The organism is Haloplanus sp. GDY1 (genome assembly GCF_023703775.1).
Classification (GTDB): Archaea; Halobacteriota; Halobacteria; order Halobacteriales; family Haloferacaceae; genus Haloplanus; species Haloplanus halophilus.
In genome coordinates, this window is record NZ_CP098514.1 from 623,170 (window position 1) to 641,829 (window position 18,660).

At 67.0% G+C, this 18,660-nt stretch carries 17 protein-coding genes, 1 tRNA gene and 1 pseudogene; 6 read left to right on the top strand and 13 right to left on the bottom strand.

Going from position 1 to position 18,660, the window contains the following annotated elements:
- Positions 1–2: 2 nt before the first annotated feature.
- A complete protein-coding gene (locus NBT67_RS03435; protein WP_251343413.1) occupies positions 3–359 on the top strand; it encodes an RNA polymerase Rpb4 family protein in 357 nt (118 codons plus the stop codon).
- Between the two features lie 24 nt (positions 360–383).
- Here NBT67_RS03435 and NBT67_RS03440 read toward each other — a convergent pair whose 3' ends face one another.
- From NBT67_RS03440 to NBT67_RS03450, 3 genes are all read right to left on the bottom strand, one after another.
- Entirely contained in the window at positions 384–971 is a 588-nt protein-coding gene (locus tag NBT67_RS03440) for a HalX domain-containing protein (RefSeq protein WP_251343414.1), read from the bottom strand.
- Positions 972–1,021: 50 nt separating this feature from the next.
- On the bottom strand, positions 1,022–4,927 hold the full coding sequence (locus NBT67_RS03445; protein ID WP_251343415.1) for a PAS domain S-box protein: 3,906 nt from the start codon (positions 4,925–4,927) through the stop codon (positions 1,022–1,024).
- A gap of 134 nt (positions 4,928–5,061) precedes the next feature.
- The gene (locus NBT67_RS03450) at positions 5,062–5,244 is read right to left on the bottom strand and encodes an ADP-ribosylglycohydrolase family protein (RefSeq protein WP_251343416.1); all 183 of its coding nucleotides are present in this window, start codon (positions 5,242–5,244) and stop codon (positions 5,062–5,064) included.
- A gap of 272 nt (positions 5,245–5,516) precedes the next feature.
- On the opposite strand from NBT67_RS03450, the gene NBT67_RS03455 reads away from it, so the two are divergent.
- Positions 5,517–8,285 carry a DUF5797 family protein gene (locus NBT67_RS03455; protein WP_251343417.1) on the top strand — a complete coding sequence of 923 codons (2,769 nt, stop codon included), beginning with the start codon at positions 5,517–5,519 and terminating at the stop codon, positions 8,283–8,285.
- Positions 8,286–8,705: 420 nt separating this feature from the next.
- On the opposite strand, the gene NBT67_RS03460 is transcribed toward NBT67_RS03455, so the two are convergent.
- From NBT67_RS03460 to NBT67_RS18155, 3 genes and pseudogenes are all read right to left on the bottom strand, one after another.
- Positions 8,706–9,161 (bottom strand): toxin-antitoxin system TumE family protein, encoded by a 456-nt coding sequence (locus NBT67_RS03460; RefSeq protein WP_251343418.1) that lies wholly within the window; start codon positions 9,159–9,161, stop codon positions 8,706–8,708.
- Positions 9,162–9,788 (bottom strand): DUF7342 family protein, encoded by a 627-nt coding sequence (locus NBT67_RS03465; protein WP_251343419.1) that lies wholly within the window; start codon positions 9,786–9,788, stop codon positions 9,162–9,164.
- Positions 9,789–9,860: 72 nt separating this feature from the next.
- A pseudogene (locus NBT67_RS18155) lies at positions 9,861–10,172 on the bottom strand (DUF7437 domain-containing protein); the annotation flags it as partial.
- Between the two features lie 155 nt (positions 10,173–10,327).
- On the opposite strand from NBT67_RS18155, the gene NBT67_RS03475 reads away from it, so the two are divergent.
- The gene (locus tag NBT67_RS03475) at positions 10,328–10,552 is read left to right on the top strand and encodes a hypothetical protein (protein WP_251343421.1); all 225 of its coding nucleotides are present in this window, start codon (positions 10,328–10,330) and stop codon (positions 10,550–10,552) included.
- Positions 10,553–10,567: 15 nt separating this feature from the next.
- On the top strand, positions 10,568–10,984 hold the full coding sequence (locus NBT67_RS03480) for a PIN domain-containing protein (protein ID WP_251343422.1): 417 nt from the start codon (positions 10,568–10,570) through the stop codon (positions 10,982–10,984).
- A 254-nt stretch (positions 10,985–11,238) separates the two neighbouring features.
- On the opposite strand, the gene NBT67_RS03485 is transcribed toward NBT67_RS03480, so the two are convergent.
- Positions 11,239–11,313, bottom strand: a tRNA-Arg gene (locus NBT67_RS03485).
- A 260-nt stretch (positions 11,314–11,573) separates the two neighbouring features.
- Between NBT67_RS03485 and NBT67_RS03490 the strand changes: the two genes are divergently transcribed.
- Together NBT67_RS03490 and NBT67_RS03495 are read left to right on the top strand one after the other, a co-directional pair.
- On the top strand, positions 11,574–12,182 hold the full coding sequence (locus NBT67_RS03490) for an RAD55 family ATPase (protein ID WP_251343423.1): 609 nt from the start codon (positions 11,574–11,576) through the stop codon (positions 12,180–12,182).
- A 38-nt stretch (positions 12,183–12,220) separates the two neighbouring features.
- The gene (locus tag NBT67_RS03495) at positions 12,221–12,640 is read left to right on the top strand and encodes a CoA-binding protein (protein WP_251343424.1); all 420 of its coding nucleotides are present in this window, start codon (positions 12,221–12,223) and stop codon (positions 12,638–12,640) included.
- Here the strand turns inward: NBT67_RS03495 and NBT67_RS03500 are convergent, their stop codons facing one another.
- From NBT67_RS03500 to NBT67_RS03525, 6 genes are all read right to left on the bottom strand, one after another.
- Entirely contained in the window at positions 12,641–12,937 is a 297-nt protein-coding gene (locus NBT67_RS03500) for a DUF5798 family protein (protein ID WP_251343425.1), read from the bottom strand.
- A 45-nt stretch (positions 12,938–12,982) separates the two neighbouring features.
- Complete coding sequence (locus NBT67_RS03505; protein WP_251343426.1) at positions 12,983–14,029, bottom strand: ABC transporter permease; 1,047 nt, start codon at positions 14,027–14,029, stop codon at positions 12,983–12,985.
- The gene (locus NBT67_RS03510) at positions 14,022–15,938 is read right to left on the bottom strand and encodes a PrsW family glutamic-type intramembrane protease (RefSeq protein ID WP_425498892.1); all 1,917 of its coding nucleotides are present in this window, start codon (positions 15,936–15,938) and stop codon (positions 14,022–14,024) included. Before NBT67_RS03510 ends, NBT67_RS03505 begins: the two co-directional genes overlap by 8 nt.
- The gene (locus tag NBT67_RS03515; RefSeq protein WP_251343427.1) at positions 15,935–16,825 is read right to left on the bottom strand and encodes an ABC transporter ATP-binding protein; all 891 of its coding nucleotides are present in this window, start codon (positions 16,823–16,825) and stop codon (positions 15,935–15,937) included. Before NBT67_RS03515 ends, NBT67_RS03510 begins: the two co-directional genes overlap by 4 nt.
- 60 nt (positions 16,826–16,885) lie before the next feature.
- On the bottom strand, positions 16,886–17,617 hold the full coding sequence (locus NBT67_RS03520) for a competence/damage-inducible protein A (RefSeq protein WP_251343428.1): 732 nt from the start codon (positions 17,615–17,617) through the stop codon (positions 16,886–16,888).
- Positions 17,618–17,702: 85 nt separating this feature from the next.
- A complete protein-coding gene (locus NBT67_RS03525; protein WP_251343429.1) occupies positions 17,703–18,563 on the bottom strand; it encodes a 3-hydroxyacyl-CoA dehydrogenase family protein in 861 nt (286 codons plus the stop codon).
- Positions 18,564–18,660 lie beyond the last annotated feature (97 nt).

An 18,660-nucleotide genomic window follows, 5' to 3' on the forward strand; every position in this document is an offset into this window, starting at 1 on the left:
CGATGACCATCTTCAAAGAAAAAATCGACGAGGAGTACGTCACCATCTCGGAGGTCAAGGAACTCCTCGCCGAAGTCGAGGCGGAGCGTGCCGCCGACGTGGACCGCGAGATGCGCTACGAACTCGCGCGCGCCATCGAACACGCCAACACCTTCGCCGTCCTCGACGCCGAGGAGTCGCGTGACCTCGTCGAGGAACTTCTCGAACTCGACCAGGTCGACGAGGTGGCCGCGTTCAAGATCGCCGATCTGCTCCCGATGGACCGCGACGAACTCCGGTCGGTGTTCGCCCACGGCCGCTACTCGCTCGACGGCGACGAACTCGACGAGATCCTGAACGTCGTCGCGAAGTACGCCTGAGCTACCCGCGCGCTCGGCGACCGTTTATCCGTCCGTCCCGTCCTCGTTCGGCTCCGAGAGTCCCGAAATCGCCTGCTCGAAGGTGTCCCTATCCATCCCGGAGACCGTCTCGGACGCCCGCGCGTCGAGTTCCGACGCCCGCTCGGTCAACTCCCGGTACTCCTCGCTCTCGGCGAGTTCGCTCCGGGTCTTCTCCGCCTCCAGCGCCCCCAGTTTCTCCGCGATGGCGAAGCGCTCGCGAACTTGGTCGTCGTACTCGGAGAGCGTGAGCAGTTCGTCCACCGTCTCGCGGAGTTCCTCGTCGCCCACCGGCTTGGTCAGGTAGGCGTCGAAGCCCATCTCCGCGATGTCGAAGTCCGGGTCGACGGCGGTGACCATCGCCACCCTGACGTCGATATCCCGATCCCTGATCTCGGCGAGGACCTCCCGACCGGAGAGGCCGGGCATCCGCCGGTCGAGAAGCACCACGTCCGCGTCGCTCGCCTTCCCGAGTGCCTCCTCGCCGCTGTACGCTTTCAGTACGCGATAGTCCTCGGAGAACGCTAGGGCGTAGACGTCGACGACGTCTTTCTCGTCGTCGACGAGAAGAACCGTCGGCTGCGCTGATGGCATGGTGTGAATAAGTGGAGCGTGACAGGTTAAACGGTGGGGTCGCCGCCGACTCACTCGGCCGGTGTGTCCTCGGCGATGAGCCGTTCGGCTCCCGCCGAGGCGGGCCTGAGTCGAAGCTGTACGGTCGTCCCTCCGTCCCCGTCCTCGTGGCTCCGGAGTCGGCGCACCGCCCCCCCGTAGGAGTCGATCACCCAGCGGACGAGCCACAGGCCGAGGCCGCTGCTGTGTGTGAGCTGCGTGATCTCCTTCTCGCCCGTGACGACCGCCCACTCGTCGTCCGGGATCCCGTCGCCGTCGTCGTGGAACCGGATCTCGTGCCAGTCCGCGCCGGCCGTCGCCTCGATCCGGAGGGACGGAGACGGATCGTCGTTGTGCGCGAGGGCGTTCTCGATCAGCTCCTCGAACACGCGGGAGAGGTCCTCGTCGGCGGTCACCGGGAGTTCGGACGGCACGTCGAGCGTGATGTCGGCATCGGGGTGGGAGTCACGGAACGGCTCGACCGACTGTTCGAGATGGGAGACGGCGTCGACGCTCGTCGACGTGTCCCGCCGTCCGATGATCCGTTCGAGCTCCTTGGCCTTCTCGCTGAGTCCGGCGAGGTCGCTCGCGTTGTCCCGCAGGGTTTCGGCCTGCTCCCTGAACTCCGGGTCGACGTTCGACGCGAGCCACTCGGCCGAGAGCATGATGACGTTCAGGTCGTTCCGGAGGTTGTGACGCAGCACGCGGTTGAGGACCTGCAGATACCGCTCCCGTTTCTTCTGGTCCGTGATGTCGGTGTAGATGGCGAACCCGTACTCGTGGCCGTCCCGACGGTACGGAATCCACCGGATCAGGAAGTCGCGGTGGCCGTCGGCCGTCTCGCGTCGCGCCTCGGCGCTCTCGCGCTCCCCGTCGATGAGGCTGGCGTCGAGTGCCGTCGTCGGCGATCCGTCGTTCGGGACGATCAGGTCGTCGAGGGATCGTCCCTGGAGTCCCCCGTCCTCGAACCCGAACACCGAGGTGAAGGCGGGGTTGGCGCGTCTGAGAATCGGCTCGTCGCCACGCATCTCGACTTCGGCGACCGGATCGGGGAGGTTCTCGAACAGGTGCCGGAACCGGTCGCGCTCCGCTTCGAGTCGTTCGCGGGTCTCCGTGAGTTCGCGAATGTCGGTGACCGTCCCGACGATCCCCGCCTCGGGCACGTCCGGTGGGAACGTCGACAGCGCGAGTTCGACCGGCCGCTTGGCTCCGTCCCCGGTCAGGACGGACGTCTCGAAGGTGACCGACCCGTCCGCACCCGCGTCGTCGAGTTCGTCGCGACGGGCGGCGTACTCCCGCCGGGCCGACGGCGCGACGAACTCGACGAGACGCCGGTCCTCGAGCGCCGACCGGTCGTAACCGACGAAGTCGGCGAACGGCTCCGTGACGAACGTGAAGTCGCCGTCGTCGTCGAGCAGGAACACCATCTCCTCGACCTGTTCGATGACGCGCCGGAATCGCCGAAGCTCCGTCTCCCGGTCGATGCGGTCGAGCGACACCCGCGCCGTCGTCGCCAGCAGTTCCGCGAGCGCGACGTCCTCGTCGTCGAAGTCGTCGGGCTCCTCCGATCCGATGCCAAGCGTCCCGTGATCGCCGAGAGGCAACACGATGGCGGACCTGAACGGGCCGTAGTCGTGACTGGTCTCCGCGGTCAGGTCGTCGACGACGAGCGGTTCGCCCGACTGGAACACGCGGCCGGCGATCCCCTCGTCGTCGTCGTAGTTCGGGGGCTGGGGGAGTCGCTTGGCGCCCGTCCGCGACAGCACCGTCGGCGGCAGGGTGTTGGTCTCCGCGTCGTGGAGGCGGACGATGTTCGAGTCGTAGCCCAGAATCTCCGACGTCGCCTCGACGACGAGTCCGGCGAGTTCCCCCGCGTCCCTCGCCTGCATGAACTCCTGTGTCGTCTCCAGCAGGTCGTCGAGGACCCGCTCGCGGCGCTTGCGCTCGGTCACGTCCTGGAAGTGAACCGAGATGCCGTCCTCGTCGGGGTAGGCGTTCACGTCGAACCAGCACTCCATCGGCTCGAAGTACGCCTCGAAGGACACCGGTTCCTGGGTCTCCATGGCCTCGTGGTACCGCTCGTAAAACGCCGTGTCGACCGCCTCGGGAATCTCGTCCCAGAGGTGTCGACCGAGCAACCCGCCGATCCCGTAGTTCACGCCCATCGCCTCCCGCAGTATCGCCGCGCCCTCCTCGTTGGCGTACGTGACCCGCCACTCGTCGTCGAGGGCGAAGAAGCCGTCGTCGACCCGTTCGAGGATCCGCTCGAGTCTGTCGCGGGTCTCCGCTATCTCGCGGCGGTACTCGTCGCGTTCGAGTTCGTGGCGCAACCACCGCCTGATCGTGTCGACGACCGTCCGTTCGGTCGGCGAGAACGGCTCCTCGCGCCCCTCCTCGTCGGCGAAACAGAGGGTGCCGTAGAGGTCGCCGCCGACACGGATCGTCCCGCCGAGATAGCAGCCGAACCCGTACGTCTCGTAGGCCGGGTCCGTGGCCATCCCCTCGTCGGCGGCGTTCCGGATCACGAGCGACTCCCCCTCCTCGTCGAGCGTGTGCCGACAGTACGTCTCGTCGAGGGATCGCTCGGCGCCCGGTTCGAGCAGCGGGTGATCGCCGTGGCTTCGGACGACCTCGAACCGCCCTGCCTCCTCGTCGATCCGGGAGAGGAAGGCGACGTCCGTGTCCAGATACGCACAGCCGAACGCCAGCAGGTCGTCGATCTGATCGTCGAAGGACCGCTCCGGGGCGGCGGTGATCCCGTGGAGGCGCTCCAGCACGCGCCGACTCTCGCGCAGGGCGCGCTCACGGCGTTTCCGCTCGGTGATGTCGTACCCGACGGCGACGACGCTCGCGACGCGCGCATCGTCCCCGTCGCCGGCGGTGATGGGCTGCAACGAGAGGTCGATCACCCGCTCCCCGTCGTCGCCGTCGACCGTGACCTCGATCCGCGGCGTGGCGTCCCGCGTCGCCTCCTCGACCGCCGCTTCGAGTCGTCTCGGGGCGTCGCCGTCGGGGTCCCACCACGGCGCCTCCCAGAGCCGACGTCCCTCGATCTCCTCGGCCGCCGCGTCGACCAGATCGAGGGCCGGCCGGTTCGCGCGCCGAATCCGCCCCTCCGCGTCGAGGACCGCCGTGAACGACGAGGGGTGATCGAACACCGCCTCGAACTGGCGCCGTCGGTGCGCCCCCTCCGTAGGGCTCCCGGTAGGCCGCACGAACGAGAGGACGCGATCCCGTCCGGCGATGGTCGCGGGTTCGAGGGTCGCCTCCACCCACGTCCGTTCGCCGTCGGCCGTCCGAACGGGCCACTCGAACGACGCCTGGCCGCCGGTCGCGGCCGCGCGAATCCGCTCGCGGACCCGCTCCTCGGTGTCCGGCGGTTCGCCCGAGGCGAGCGCCCCCAGGTCCAGTGACTCGCCGTCGGGGTCGCGCCCCAGCAGTTCGTAGAGCCGTCGGTTGGCGTCGATCACGGCGCCCGTCTCCGGATCGTGAACGGCGATGCCGTCGGTGGCCGCCTGGAATATCCGTTCGAACCGGCTGCGGTCGCGGTTCCCGGCGACGGTCGTCTCGATCCGGTTTCTGACCACCTCCCGGTCGATCTCCCCGTCGATCAGTCGCACCACGTCGGTCGCTCCGGCGTCGAGCCCGGCCGCGGCTCCCTCGGCCTCCGTCGCCAGCAACACCGGGAGGTCCGGACAGCTCGAACGGATCGCCGCCAGGGCCTCGACGCCGTCGACTCTCGGCGGGTCGTGGACACAGACCGCACAGTCGACACACGCGTCGCGCAGCACGGCCCGCGCCGCCTCGGCGTCGTGGGCCACGCTGACGGCGAACTCCGTCCCGCCGCCCGCCAACTGTTTCCGGACGTCGGGACCGTCTCCCCCGGTCGGTTCCACGAACAGTACGTCGATATCGGCATCGACCGGGCGGCACGTCATTCGATACTCGGTAGTGGGGAGGGAACCGTAAATGTAGCGCACGCGGTCCCCCGTGGCCGCGGTGACGATGCGCACGGGGACGGGTCGGGGAGCGATCCGCCACGGCGTCGTCGCGGTCGGTCGACGGGCGGGGGTCACTTCACGGCGGCGGACCGTCGATCCGGGAGGTCGGACGCCCCGACCCGTACACCGGCGACCGCACCTGCAATCGCGCCGCTCGTCTCGGTGTCTCCCCCGCGGTTCACGGCAGTCACCATCGCTTCCTCGTCGTTCCCCGCGAGCGGTCCATCGCGAGGCGCCGTCCGCAGCGAATGCACGCGTATTCCGACGGCTCCAGCCTGTCGGGTGGATCGAAGGAGCGGGCGGTCGGAGCGCCGTCACGAGTTCGTCGGGCGCGTCCGCACCGACGTCGCCAGTCCGACCTCCTCGTCGAGCACACGGACCGTCACGTCGGCACGGATCGGTCTTTTCACCCGTTCGATACGATTCGTCCGGACACTCCCGATAACCGCCCGACGGGATCCGGTGATACCCCCGCTCATCGTCCTCTTGGCAAATGTATAAACGTTCGACTCGGATTCACAGTACCATGGTTCCTTGGCGGGTGTACCAGCAGATCGCGATCGACCTCGACGTCTCTCCCGAGACGATGCACCTCGTGAACGTGCTCGCAGACGGCGGCTACCTCACCGAAAATCGGCCGCCGTATCTGCACTACGACCTTCCCGACTTCGGCACGCAAGTCACGTGGCTCGAGACGCACCCGACGCGCGGAATCGCGTTCTGTAAAGAGCGCTACGGGACGGACGCGGCGGTCGCCGCGACCGTCCACGCCGTCGGGTCGGAGGTCGCCGCCCGCACGGAGGGCGAGCTGTCGGTTGGCTTCGCCATCCTCGGACGCTACGTCGACGACTTCCTTCGGGACGTCTCCCGGCGCGACATCGCTGCCGAGGTCGAGACAGTCCGGTCGTATTTCGACGCGAACACGCTGGAACTCAAGCGCATCGAGGACGCCCACACCGACGAGGGGGTTCCGCACGAGTACTGCGATTACTGCGGCGACGGCCTCGAACCCCCGTTCCGTTACCGCTGTGATTCGTGTGGCACGCGGTTCCCCGGCTGGTCGGCGCTCGTCTTCGCCGAAGGGGAAGAACAGAGCGACTCGAAGTGGCGCGAACAGCTCGACGTCACCGTCCTGAACCAAAACGTCGAGCAGCGATTCCTCGTCCTCCGCTCGAAGACCTCGCTCCCCGGATGGATCGAGGAGGGGGGGCAGATCGGCCGGATCGTCGACGGCAGCCTCCACGACATGGGGCGCGTCGTGAATATCGATAACCGCGACATCCAGGTCGATTACTGGGGCGGCGTCGCGGCGAGCCTCGAATCGGGACGGGACATTACGGTCTGTAGCTCCGAAACGATGATCGCGACAACCCAGCAACTCGGGCTGTTGCGGGAGCTGCGCCGCGACTTCGCAGGCTGGCGGACCGAGCAGGACCCGGATCCGACGGTGGCGAAACTCGCGGCCAACGGCCCGCACCTGTCCAACACGCTGGATCGACCCGCGATCACGCCGGCGACGCCCGTCGAACTAGACGGGGCGCGAAGTCTCGATGGATTCGAACTGGACGACTCCCAGCGGTCCGTGCTGGCCGAGATCCTCGGTCTCGGCCCCGGCGACCTCTCACTCGTCGTTGGCCCTCCTGGCTCCGGGAAGACCGAGGTCATCGCCAAAGCGGCTCACGAACTCGCCAACCGCGGCGAGTCCGTCCTCGTCACGTCACACACCAACATCGCGGTCGACAACGTCATCGAGAAACTCGGCCATCGAGACACGCACCAACTCGTCCGGGCCGGCCGGCCGGAGAAAATGTCGAAGGGCACGTCCGAAGTGATGCTCTCGAAGGTCGTCGACGAGAGTGACGACGACTCCGTCTCGGAGTTGCTGGACGAGGTGGAGACGCTCAAATCGGAGATCAGCAACATGGGGGCACAACTGGAGCACGATCAGGACCGATACGAGTTGCTGCAACGGGCGGCCGAAACCGGACCCGTAAGCAGCACGCAGCTGAGCGAGGCCGAGGAGGGGATCGACGCGAAGCAGGCCAAGCTCTCCGAAACGCGGCGGAAGATCCAGACGCTCCAGTCGAGAGCGGAGAGAGCCTCCATCGAGAACGCGGACATTACCGGCGCGACGATCGTCCGCTCCCAACTCGGCGGCCTCGCGCAGGTCCAGTTCGATACGGTCATCATCGACGAAGCGAGCCAAATCCCCGTTCCACTCGGCCTCCTCGGGATGATCAACGCGAAGAAGTGGGTCGTCGTCGGCGACCACCACCAGCTCCAGCCGGTCCTCAAAACCCTCTCGACGAGCGACGGCAGCCCGCCCGACGACGCCTCCATCTTCTCGTTTCTCCGCAACCGATACGACATCGACCAGTGGCTCGATTACCACTACCGGAGCCACGCCGACATCATCGGCTTCTCCCAGGAACACGTCTACGACGGGAACATCACCGTCGACGACTCCTGCCCCAGCGGGTTCGAGTGGACCCCCGCCGACGAGCCCGATTCGAACGTCGAAGCCATCTGCGACGGCCCGCCAGTGACGTTCGTGGACGTCGCCGGCGAGCAATCCTGGCGCAAACGCTTCAGCGGCTCCGTCAACACCGCAGAGGTCGACGTCGTCGCTGCCCTCGTCGCCCACCTCGTCGACGAGCACGGCGTCCCCGAATCCGAACTCGGCGTCATCACCCCCTATCGCGGACAACGCACCCTGATCGGCGACGAGCTCACCGACTACGGGAGTGTCGAAGTCTCGACCGTCGACGGCTTCCAGGGCCGCGAGCGTGAGACGATCGTCTTCAGCGCCGTCAACACCGAGAAATCCGGGCTGCAATTCGCGGGGAACGCGAACCGATTCAACGTCGCCTGCACCCGCCCGAAAGATCAGTTCGTCGTGGTCGGCAACAAGGCCGCCATCGAAGACGACGCACCGTGGAACAACGCGCTCCGCGCGTTCATCAGATACGCCAGCGAACACGGCGGCGTCTTCGACTGGGACGGTGGACGCTGGATCGACGGGATCGATCCATCCGACGTCCCCGCACCCGAGCCGCGTGCCCGTCCGACGGACACCTCTCCCGTCGATCCGCAAGTCCGCTCCCGAGTCGCGGACATCGTTCGGTTGGCCCCGACCTCCAACGGGGAGTTGGCCGACGAATGGGGTCTCGCCAGCGGGAAAGACGCCTGGCGATACCTCAGCTCGGAGCTCGACGATTACTACGAGCGAAACGCCGACCACAAGATCCAACCGACGGCAGAGGCCCGAGAGCTCGCTTCGACCCCCGTGCGATGACGCACCGGGCCGCATGGCATCGATCTCGACCCGGACATCCAGCACGAGCCGAGTCCCAACCCCGTCGCGAACGAGTGAGGGCACCCCGAAGGAACCGACGCCCCGCTGTTCGTCCGAAACCACGCCGACTTCTACCACTGCCGCCTCGACGCCGGTGCAGGGGATCGCGGACCGGGCCGGGACTACCTGGACGACCTGTAATCGAGCCCCTGGCGCTCTCCATCTCTCGCAGGCGACGGACTTCTCTGAGACTTGCCACACAACGACACACCGAGTACCTCGCCATCGGCGAGTGCTGCCCGGCTAGTTACGTCTCGCCCATCGGGAAGAGCACCGACGGAACGCGATGCGCCAGCACTGTATCGTCACGGAGAGAACGGTGGCCGGCTGAACTCGCGCCAGAGAGGGTACTAACGCCGTTCAGGGTGGATTGTCCGCCTCGTTCAGCAGTTCGAGAGAGCCCGTTTCGTACGTGCGACGCCAGAGGTGATGTACGGCTCGTGTGACTAGCTTCGGCTCGGTAACGGTAATGCAGGAGCGCGGCGGGGTCTCTGACGGGGCGTCCGGCGGTTCGTGAACGTGCTTGTCCGGGGCGTCCGGTTTCGGATGGAAGTCGAATCGAAAGTCAACGGCCTGCTCGTCGGTGTGGTGGAAATTGTAGTACCCCCTTCGGTACCACCGCACGTCGAACCGGCACCAGTCTGCGTCTCCGATCCCATCATCGAGACGCACGACGAGTTTCGTCGGATCCAGCAGGCTGTCGAATCCGGCTTCCGAAACGAGGCCATCTACCCCCGTGAACTCCTCCCGGATCTGTTCCAACGCCGTATCGTCGAGCGGTCCGACTTCGCCCTCGATATCTGCGTCGGGCTCCATCTATGCCGTCGATTGCTCGGTGTCGTCACTGAGCGCACCCCGTTCACGCGTCGAGCCCTGGACGACGGTACTGGAATCTGCGACGCGAGCAGCAGCGGACTGGCTGTCGTCGGGATCGAAGTCGTACAGCGAGAGTGCTGCCTGTGCGATCTCGAGGTTCTGTTCGACCTGTTGCCAGCGGGTGACGTCTTGCCAACCGTCGTCGCCGGGGTCCAACTCGAGAGCGAGTTCATCGACGTCAGTCACGTCGTACTGCCCTCGGAACTCGCTCAGTTCTTCTTTGAGGTCGTGGATGGCGTCCCGGATTTCGCTCTTGGTGTGTTCGCGGTGGATGGCCGAGATACGCCGCATGGCCAGCATCTGTGGCGCGCGCATGTACCGGGTTCCGGAATCCGCGTTCACTGCTTTGACGCGGCCCGTCTCCGCCAGCGCAGCGAGGTACTTCCTCGCAGTCGGCTCGCTCACGCGTGCGCGGTCGGCGAGCGTGCTGACGGCCTCTGGTTCAGTGGTGACGTCGATGACGCTCCGGACGCGGTCAAACGTGGTCGTGTCGGATTTCCACTCCTCGATGACGGCCTCGTTCACGTCCCCCTCCCAGCGTTCGTCGGGGGCGTCAGGTGTGGTCATGGGTGCTAACGACTAATCGACCAGAGATAAAAATACTTTCCTGCAAAAAACTAGTATTTCCTCTACGTCTCTCTAATGGATAGAATCCTCACGAGTCTCAGGTTCCCAATCCTCTGTCCGGGACGGTTGCTCGCAGGCACTCCGAGTATCCTCGAAGTACGGATCGACCGATTTCGTATCGAGGACGACCTCTCGGAGGGCCTGCAAGACGGCGATAGCGAAGGCGTACTGGAGATCGAGCTCTCGGGCAGCCACTCGCTCCGACATCTCGCCCTCGGCGTGGGGAATCGCGTACGTGAGTGCGGCCGCGAGTTTTCCCGGGCCGTGCTTTTCGAGCAGGAGGTCGAGATCCCGATCCTGGGGTGAGCGGCCGAACGCTTCGATGTAGCTCCTCCCCTACGGCCGTCGCAAAATCATGGGCGCTGCAGGCTCCGGTTCCACTGTCGAACGAATCGACCTTCCAGGCGTGAGGCGTCCGAATTCAGTGGGTATGAAATACACCGAAAGACACAGTATCCTGTGTTCACATAGCTTTGTGTATGCCAACTATCACGGTCAACGTGGACGACGACCTGAAAGAGCGTATGGAAAAGCACCCCGAAATCAACTGGAGTGAGGTCACGCGACAGGCCATCCAAGAGAAGATCGAGACGCTCGAAGTGATGGACGAACTCACCAGCGAGAGCGAACTCACCGAGAGTGACGTACGGGAGATTGCGGATAAAATCAACGAGAGTGGACGAACTCGCGTTGACGAGGAATAGACGTAAATTCGACGAATGAAGTTGGTCATCGACGCTAACGTCGTCATCTCTGCACTCATCGCTGATTCAAAAACTCGGGAGCTTATCGTCACGCTCGAACCCGACCTTTTGACACCCGCGTTCGTCCACGACGAAATAGAGAATTACGAGGATCTAATCGTCGAGAAATCCGGGATGAAACCGGACCGAGTGACACAGTTCATCGACCTTCTGTTCCAATACATCGACGTTGTCCCCGCCAGCGAGTTCTATCCGGCTATCAGGAGCGCGGACGAAGCAATTGGCGACACCGATCCCGACGATGTACTGTATCTGGCCTGTGCCATCGCCCGAGATGCGGCCATCTGGAGTGATGACTCCGACTTCGACGAACAGGACCTGGTTGAGACGTACTCGACGAGTGATGTGATCGCCTCGTTCGACACGCGCTAACTCAGTGTGTGATCGATTTTCTCTGTAGGTCCCAATTTGGACGTACGCGAATCCCGGTAACATCCACTCGCCCATCGAACGAAAGCAAAATCAGAACTGTTCGACCGATAATTGCCACGCAATCTGGCGATTATTTCACTCCAACTGTATGGGCGCTGCAGGATTTTGAACCACGGTCGCTCGCTGCGCTCGCTCCCTGATTCAGATCCGTCGCGGTACATCTTCCGCTCCTCACTTCGTTCGTCGCGGAACGATGGGCGCTGCAGGATTTGAACCCGCGACAATCTGGTCCGAAGCCAGACACTCTGTCCAGGCTGAGCTAAGCGCCCCTCGTCCCTTGAGACTCGGTGGCCGGTGTTAAATGGCGCGATTCGCGCCGGTACATATCAGAACGACAATGTCTATCGGGGGGCGAGACACGTCGGCACGGTGGGTTTCTCCGTATCGGCGTCTCATCCCTCGATTCTGCGCAATCAAAAAGAATATTACCGGCTCACTATATGTTCATACTACCTCATGATTTCCGGAGAGTCGTGTCGTCCGCAGGGTGGGAGATATCCCCGTTCGAGGCTCCCCGCGAGGGTTCGCGATGTATGACCTCGGTCCGCCGCTCGACGTCGAGGTCGAGCAGGGGACGAACCTGCTGCTCTCCGGTCCTGCACTCAGCGGCAAGAAGGGGCTCGCGTTCGACGTGCTCGCACACGGCATCGGCAACGGTGACGCCGCCATCGTCGTCAGCAACACGGACGGCGCCAAGCGCGTCTTCGAGGACCTCGGTGAGCGCGTCGACTACGCCGACCGTCCGGTCGCCGTCGTCGACTGCGTGACCCGACAGCAGGGCGGCGAGGTGCGCGACGACACGCAGGTGCGGTATACCTCCTCGCCCGTCGACATGACCGGTGTCGGGATCAAGTTCTCCGAACTCTTGGAGGAGTTCTACGAGCAGCGGGGCGTGGAGCGCAACCGGGTGTTCCTCGACTCGCTGTCGACGCTCCTGATGTACTCGGATCTCCAGACGGTGTTTCGGTTCCTCCACGTGTTCACGGGACGCGTCCAGAGCGTCGACGGGCTCGGCCTCTACGCCATCGACTCCTCGGCCCACGACGACAAGACGATGAACACGCTCAAACAGCTGTTCGACGGCGTGATCGAGACCCGAGAGGACGGCGACCCGACGGCGAACCTGCCGGGCCGGTAGCGGGTGATTCTTGAGTCGGTGGCGCGTAGGGGAGACGAATGACCGACACGGATATCGACGCGTTGCTCGACGCCGACCGCATCGCCGTCGTCGGCTGCTCGGGGACGCCAGGCAAGGCGGCCCACGACGTGCCGGCGTACCTTCGGGAGCGGGGGTACGACGTCGTCCCGGTCAATCCGAACCGGGACGAGGTGCTGGGGCGGCCGGCCGCCGACAGTCTCGCGGACGTGAGCGAGTCGGTGGATCTGGTCGACGTGTTCCGACCGAGCGAGGAGGTGAGCGGCATCGTCGACGCCGCCATCGAGCGCTCGCGGACCCGCGGCGACGTGCGGGGCATCTGGCTCCAGCGGGGGATTCGCGACGACGAGGCGGCCGCCCGGGCCCGCGAGGCGGGGTTGCTCGTCGTTCAGGATCGCTGTATGAAGGTCGAACACCGACGGCGACGCGGGGGCGAGTAGTCAGGCGTCGGAGGCGGTGTCGTCGCCCTCCTCGTCCCCGGCCACGTCCTCGGCGTCGACGACGTGGACCTCGGCGGTGATCGCCTCCACGTCGATCCCCTCCCGGTCGGCGAGGGCGTCGAGGATGGCCCGCTGTTCGGCCAGTTCCCGGTCGAGGTCGTCGACCCGATCTTTCGTCTCGTCGACCGTCTCCCGCGTCTCCCGCACCTGTTCTTTGAGCTGATTCAGACGCGCGTAGACGTCCTCGGCCATGTCGGCGATCTGCTGGAGCTTCTTCGCCGTACTTCCAAGACCCATGCCTGTGCCTTTCGCGCGGGCCTTGAGTGTGTTTCGGGGTCGCGCTCACTCGACGACCCCGATCCGCGGCACCGCGCGCCGGAGGAGGAGGTAGGCGCCGACGCCGATGGCGACGTATCCGGCGACGAGAACCGGGGTGCCCGGGCCGACGCTGTCGACGGCGAGGCGGGCCACGGCGTTGACGGGGTTGGCCGGCAGGAGCGTCGACCCGCCGAAGGCGACGAGGACGCCCACGGAGTAGAGGAACTGCGCCGCCCGCCGATCCGGGGAGAGCAGGGCGATGGTCGCGCCGAGCGTCACGACCAGGAGGGAGAGCGCCGCGACGACGACCAGGACGGCCACGGGGTGGCGGACGGTCGTCCCGTTGAGGTGGAGGAGCGCGATCCAGAGCGCCGCCTGCGCGGGAGCGAGGCCGGCGGCGGCCCACACCTTGCCGTCGACGATGTCGACGGTCGAGACGGGGGCGACCCGGAGGAGTTCGAGCGTCCCGCGCTCCACCTCCTCGGTCAGCGAGTCGACGGTCATCGAGCCGCTGATGAAGACGGGGAGAAAGCAAAGCAGCGGCAGCAACACGGTGTAACTGAACCCGTAGTACGGCGAGGCGTCGCTCCGTGGCGGGAGGTCGAGCGGCGTCGACGAGAGGAACGACGACCGGGCCGACCGCTCGACCCGCTCGAACCGCGACAGCGCGTCCCGCAACTGGACGACGATGATCGTCGTCCGCACGTTGCCGTCGGGCACCGTCGCCGAGACGAACACCCGGCCGGCCCGGCGGTCCGCGAGGAGGACGGCGTCCACCTCCCCGCGCTCGAACGCGGCCCGTGCCGTCGTCTGTGAGGCGTAGGCTCGCCCCGTGATCGACGGCTGTTCGTCGACCACCCGGAGCAGGTCGTCGCTCGCGTCGCCGGTGACTGCCACCTCGGTGTCGAACCCCTCCACGCTCCCCGGATCGTACAGCGAGACCAGCCCGACGACGAGAAAGGACGAGAACGCGGCGATGAACAGTTGGATGAGCAAGGCGAGGACGATGGTCTTCTCGGAGCGGAGCGTCGCGAGCTCCCGCTTCGCGATGGTGACTCGCGGATCAGCCAAGGGCGCTCACCACCGCGAGGTTGTAGGCCGCGTGTAGCAGCGTCGCCGGCACGAGCGTCGCGAGATACCACTCGCGGGAGCGACTCGCCCCCAGCGCCGCGATGCTCGTCGTCGTCGCGTGGAGGACGAGGGGGGCAAGGAGAAGGCCGAGGGCGACGCCCGACTCGACGCCGACGGGGGTGAAGGCCGCCCGTCCGAGCGCGAGGTCCGGCAGGCCGACGAACTGGACGACGGCGGTCAGCTTCTCGCCGAGGAAGAAGCCGAGCCCCGAGAGCGACCCGAGGACGAGGGCGGTACGGAGGGTCCGCCGGTCGGCGAACTCGTTTCGGAACCCCGCGTAGACGTGGACGCTCTTGGCCACCTCCTCGACGGCGGCGACGACGAGCAGGAGGAGGGGAATCGACACGTCCACGGGGAGGACGAAGAGGACGGCGATGGCGAGGAGTTCCGCGATGAAGACGAAGGGAATCGAGAGCGCGCTCAGGACGGCCATCGACCGTCTCCCCGCGATCCGGCTGTCGAGCGCGTCGAGGAACTTCAGCGGGACGGACCGCTGGGTGAACATGTCCTCCTCGCGGTAGACGCCGACGCCGAGGAGGAAGAGGACGGCCGACCCGACGTAGAAGGGGCCGGTCGAGAAGGCGTACTGGGCGAGGGTGACGCCCGTCCCCTGCAGGTCACGGACGACGAGCGTCAGCGGCGAGATGAGCGCGATGGGGGTCACGTTCGTGAAGATTGCGGGGACGAACGCGTAGGAGGTGAGAAAGACGGAGATGGTGACGGTGACGAAGGTGAGTTCCTTGAACGAGCGGGCGAACATGCCGCCGACGAACGTCGCCGCGAGGTAGAGCGCGGCGATGGGGGCGACGGCGGCGACGCTCGTCACCCCGCCGCCGATGACGAGGGCGACCAGCGCCGTCAGGCCGACGAGCACGGTCAGGTAGGGCAGGGTCTTGCCGGCGACGATGGCCGACGGCGTGACGGGCGCGACGAGCAGGAGTTCGCCCCGGCGGTTGATCCGCTCGTTGAGGACGCTGCTCCCGTAGGGCTGGATGACGAAGTTCATGGGGACGAAGAAGACGAACGCGAGGACGAGCGCACCGAAGGGGAAGGGCGGCGAGATGTCGGCCGGCGACCCGGAGGTGCCGCCGAGGAGGCTACTCCCCCCGAGCAACGGGACGCCGAGCGAGCCGTCGGCGTCGGTGAGGCCGTCGGCCGCGGTGTCCGCTGCCGTGTCCGACCCGCCGGCGTCGGCGGGAGTGCCGCCGGCGTCGCCACCCGCGTCACGGCCACGACCGTCGTCGGTCCCGCCGCCGGCCCCGTCACCGGCGTCGGTACTCCCACCGGCGTCGGTACTCCCACCGGCGGCGGCGCTCCCGCCGCCCTCGACGGCCGCGGCACCGCCCACGCCGCTCCGATCCGCGTACTGGAGCGTGACGACGACGGGGAACGCCGCCGAGACGTTCGCCTCGTCGCGCATGCTGTCGAGGTTGTGCCGGCGGACGGCGCTCCGGAACGTCGACAGCGCGGCCTCGGCCTTGCGGGAGTCGGCGACGTAGAACCGGCCGTCGCGGACGACCACCTCGACGCCGCGGCCGAGCGAGCCGAGGTCGGGGGGCCGCGCCGCGAGTGCCGGGCTCTCCCGCACCACCTCGTGGTAGGGGCTGTCGGGGGCGACGCCGACCCGGTAGACGTCCCGGTCGAGGGCGACGCCGCCCGTGGCGACGGCCGCGCCGCCGACGGCGCCCGCGAACAGGAGCGCCACGAGGCCGAGCGCGGCGGTTCGGCGGTCGATCACGCCGACGCTCCGGCTCACCTCCCAGCGGGCGATGCGGGCGACCGCCCGGATCCAGTCCCGGAGCCGTTCGCCGAGACGACCGAGGCGTGCCGACGGCGACGGCGCCGTCACTGCGCCTCCCGCGGGCCGTCGTCCGACTCGGCCGCCAGATCCAGGAATATCTCCTCGAGGCTCGGTTCGTCGGTGCGGATGTCGACCACCTCGCCGCCGGCCGCGGCCGCCGCCTCGCGCACGCCCTCGACGGCGTCCATGTCCGCGACGGTGACGGCGTGGCGGTCGCCGGCCGGATCCGTCTCGGGGAGGGAGACGGAGGTGAACACGCGGTACTCGGTGGTGCCGTACTCCTCGCGTATCTCCGGGACGGTCCCGCGGGCGACGATTTCGCCGCGGTTCATGATCGCGACCCGGTCACAGACGCTCTCGACGTGATAGAGGTTGTGGGCGCTGAAGAGGACGGTCTTGCCCGCGTCGCGGAGTTCCCGGACGAACTCCAGGACGTAGTTGGTCGTCAGCGGGTCGAGGCCGCTCGCGGGTTCGTCGTAGATCAGCACGTCGGGGTCGTTCACCAGCGACCGGGCGATGGCCACCTTGCGTTTCATCCCCTTGGACACGTCGCCGAGTCGCCGGTCGCGGTGGTCGAGTTCGAGGCGGTCGAGCGTCCCCTCGATCCGCTCGGTCGCCGTCCCGCTCGGCACCCCGTAGAGGTCGGCGAAGAAGTCGAGATACGAGCGGGCGGTCATGTCCTCGTAGAGCGGTGACTCCTCGGGGAGGAAGCCGAGGGAGCGACGCATCTCGGGATCGGCGGCGTCGAATCCGGCGACGGTGGCCGATCCGGCCGAGGGTTCGACGAGGCCGGCGAGCATCTTCAGCGTCGTCGTCTTGCCCGCGCCGTTCGGGCCGACGATGCCGAAGATTTCGCCCCGATCCACGTCGAAGGTACTGCCGACCACGGCGGGGAAGTCGCCGTAGGTCTTCCGGAGGGAGTCGGCCTCGATCATCTGGCGGAGGGTGGAGCGGACGGGGGTTAAACGCACGGCCCGCAGAATCAGTCGTGATTCTCACCGCTCGACGACGTCGATCCGCTCGCGGAGCCACGCGGCCGCCTCGGCGACGGCCTCGCCGTCGGTGCCCGTGATCTTCAGGCGGTTCCGGCCGCCGGTGTTCGGGTAGCTCCCGACCGTCACGTCGAACCGCTCGCGGACGCCGGCGAGCGCCTCGACCATCGATCCCTCGGGCTGTGGGGTGTACAGCGTGGCCGAGACGGCGTCGCCGCCGAACTCCCCCGCCACGAGGTCGAAGAGCGCGCGCACCTCCGCGGGGACGCCCGGGAACGCGTAGACGTTCGCGAGGACGCAGCCGGGACACAGCCCCTCGGGGTTGACGAGCGGGCGACTCCCCTCCGGGAGCGCGGCCCAGGCGTCGACGTCGATGTCGAGGTCGTGGGCCTCGACCAGGTCGGGGTTCTCGTCGCGGTAGGCGGCGACGGTCTCGACCACGTCCTCGCGGACGGCCGGGTGGACGACCAGGTCGCGGTCGAAGGCGTCCGCGATGGCGTCGGCCGTCACGTCGTCGTGGGTTCCGCCGAGGCCGCCGGTGACGACGACGGCGTCGAACGCCGCCGACCACTCGCGGACCGTCTCGTCGATCAGTTCGCGGTCGTCCGGGACGGTCAGGATGCGGGTGACCGTCGCGCCGGCGTCGGTCAGCCGACCCGCGAGCCACGTCGCGTTCGTGTTCTCGGTGTCGCCCGCGAGCACCTCGTCACCCACGGTGAGGATGGCGACTTCCATCGGTGACGCTCAGGGCGGCCGAGGTGAAAAGGGCCACTGTCCGGGTCGCGGGGCCGTCGTCACGACCGGCGACCGGTGGCGGCGATCAGTCGTACTCGTAGAAGCCCTGGCCCGTCTTCCGGCCGAGGTCGCCGGCGTCGACCTTCCGCTTGAGGAGGTAGGGCGGCTTGTAGCGGTCGCCGAGTTCCTCGTGGAGCGTCTGGCTGGCGTCGAGACAGACGTCGAGGCCGATGTGATCCGCGAGTTCGAGCGGCCCCATCGGGACGTTCGTCCCGAGTTTCAGTCCCGAGTCCATGTCGGCCTTCGAGGCGACGCCCTCGTCGTAGGCGCGGATGCCCTCGTTGATCCACGGCATCAGCACGCGGTTGACGACGAAGCCGGGCTTGTCGTCGGACTCCCAGGTCGTCTTGCCGAAGTCCTCGGCGAGGGCGTGCGAGAGGTCGACGGTCGCGTCGCTGGTCTTCTCGCCGACGACGAGTTCCAGACCCTCCATGATCGGTGCCGGGTTCATGAAGTGGAGGCCGACGACGAGTTCCGGCCGGTCGGTCGCCGACGCGATGGTCGTGATGGAGAGCGTGGAGGTGTTGGTCGCGAGCACCACGTCGTCGTCGACGGCGGCATCGAGGTCAGCGAAGACGTCCTGCTTGATCTCCATGTTCTCGACGGCGGCCTCGACGACGTAGTCGCAGGCCGCGAGGTCGTCGAGGTCGGTCGTTCCGGAGATGCGGGAAACGGCGGCGTCGGCCTCCTCCCGTGTCAGTTCGTCCTTCTCGACGAACCGGGAGAGGCTGTCGTCGATGCGGTCGAAGCCGTCCGCGACCAGGTCGTCCTCGATGTCGCGCATCACCACGTCGTACCCGGCGGTGGCGGCGACCTGTGCGATGCCGCTGCCCATCGTCCCGGCGCCGACGACCCCGACGGTGTCGATGTCGCTGAGTTCTCGCATTGGGAGGTCGTGGGCACGGCAAGGTTGTAAGGCTAGCGAACGGGGCAGTGCCGGCGGCCGACGCCCCGATCCCACCATTTATGAGGTGGTGATACAC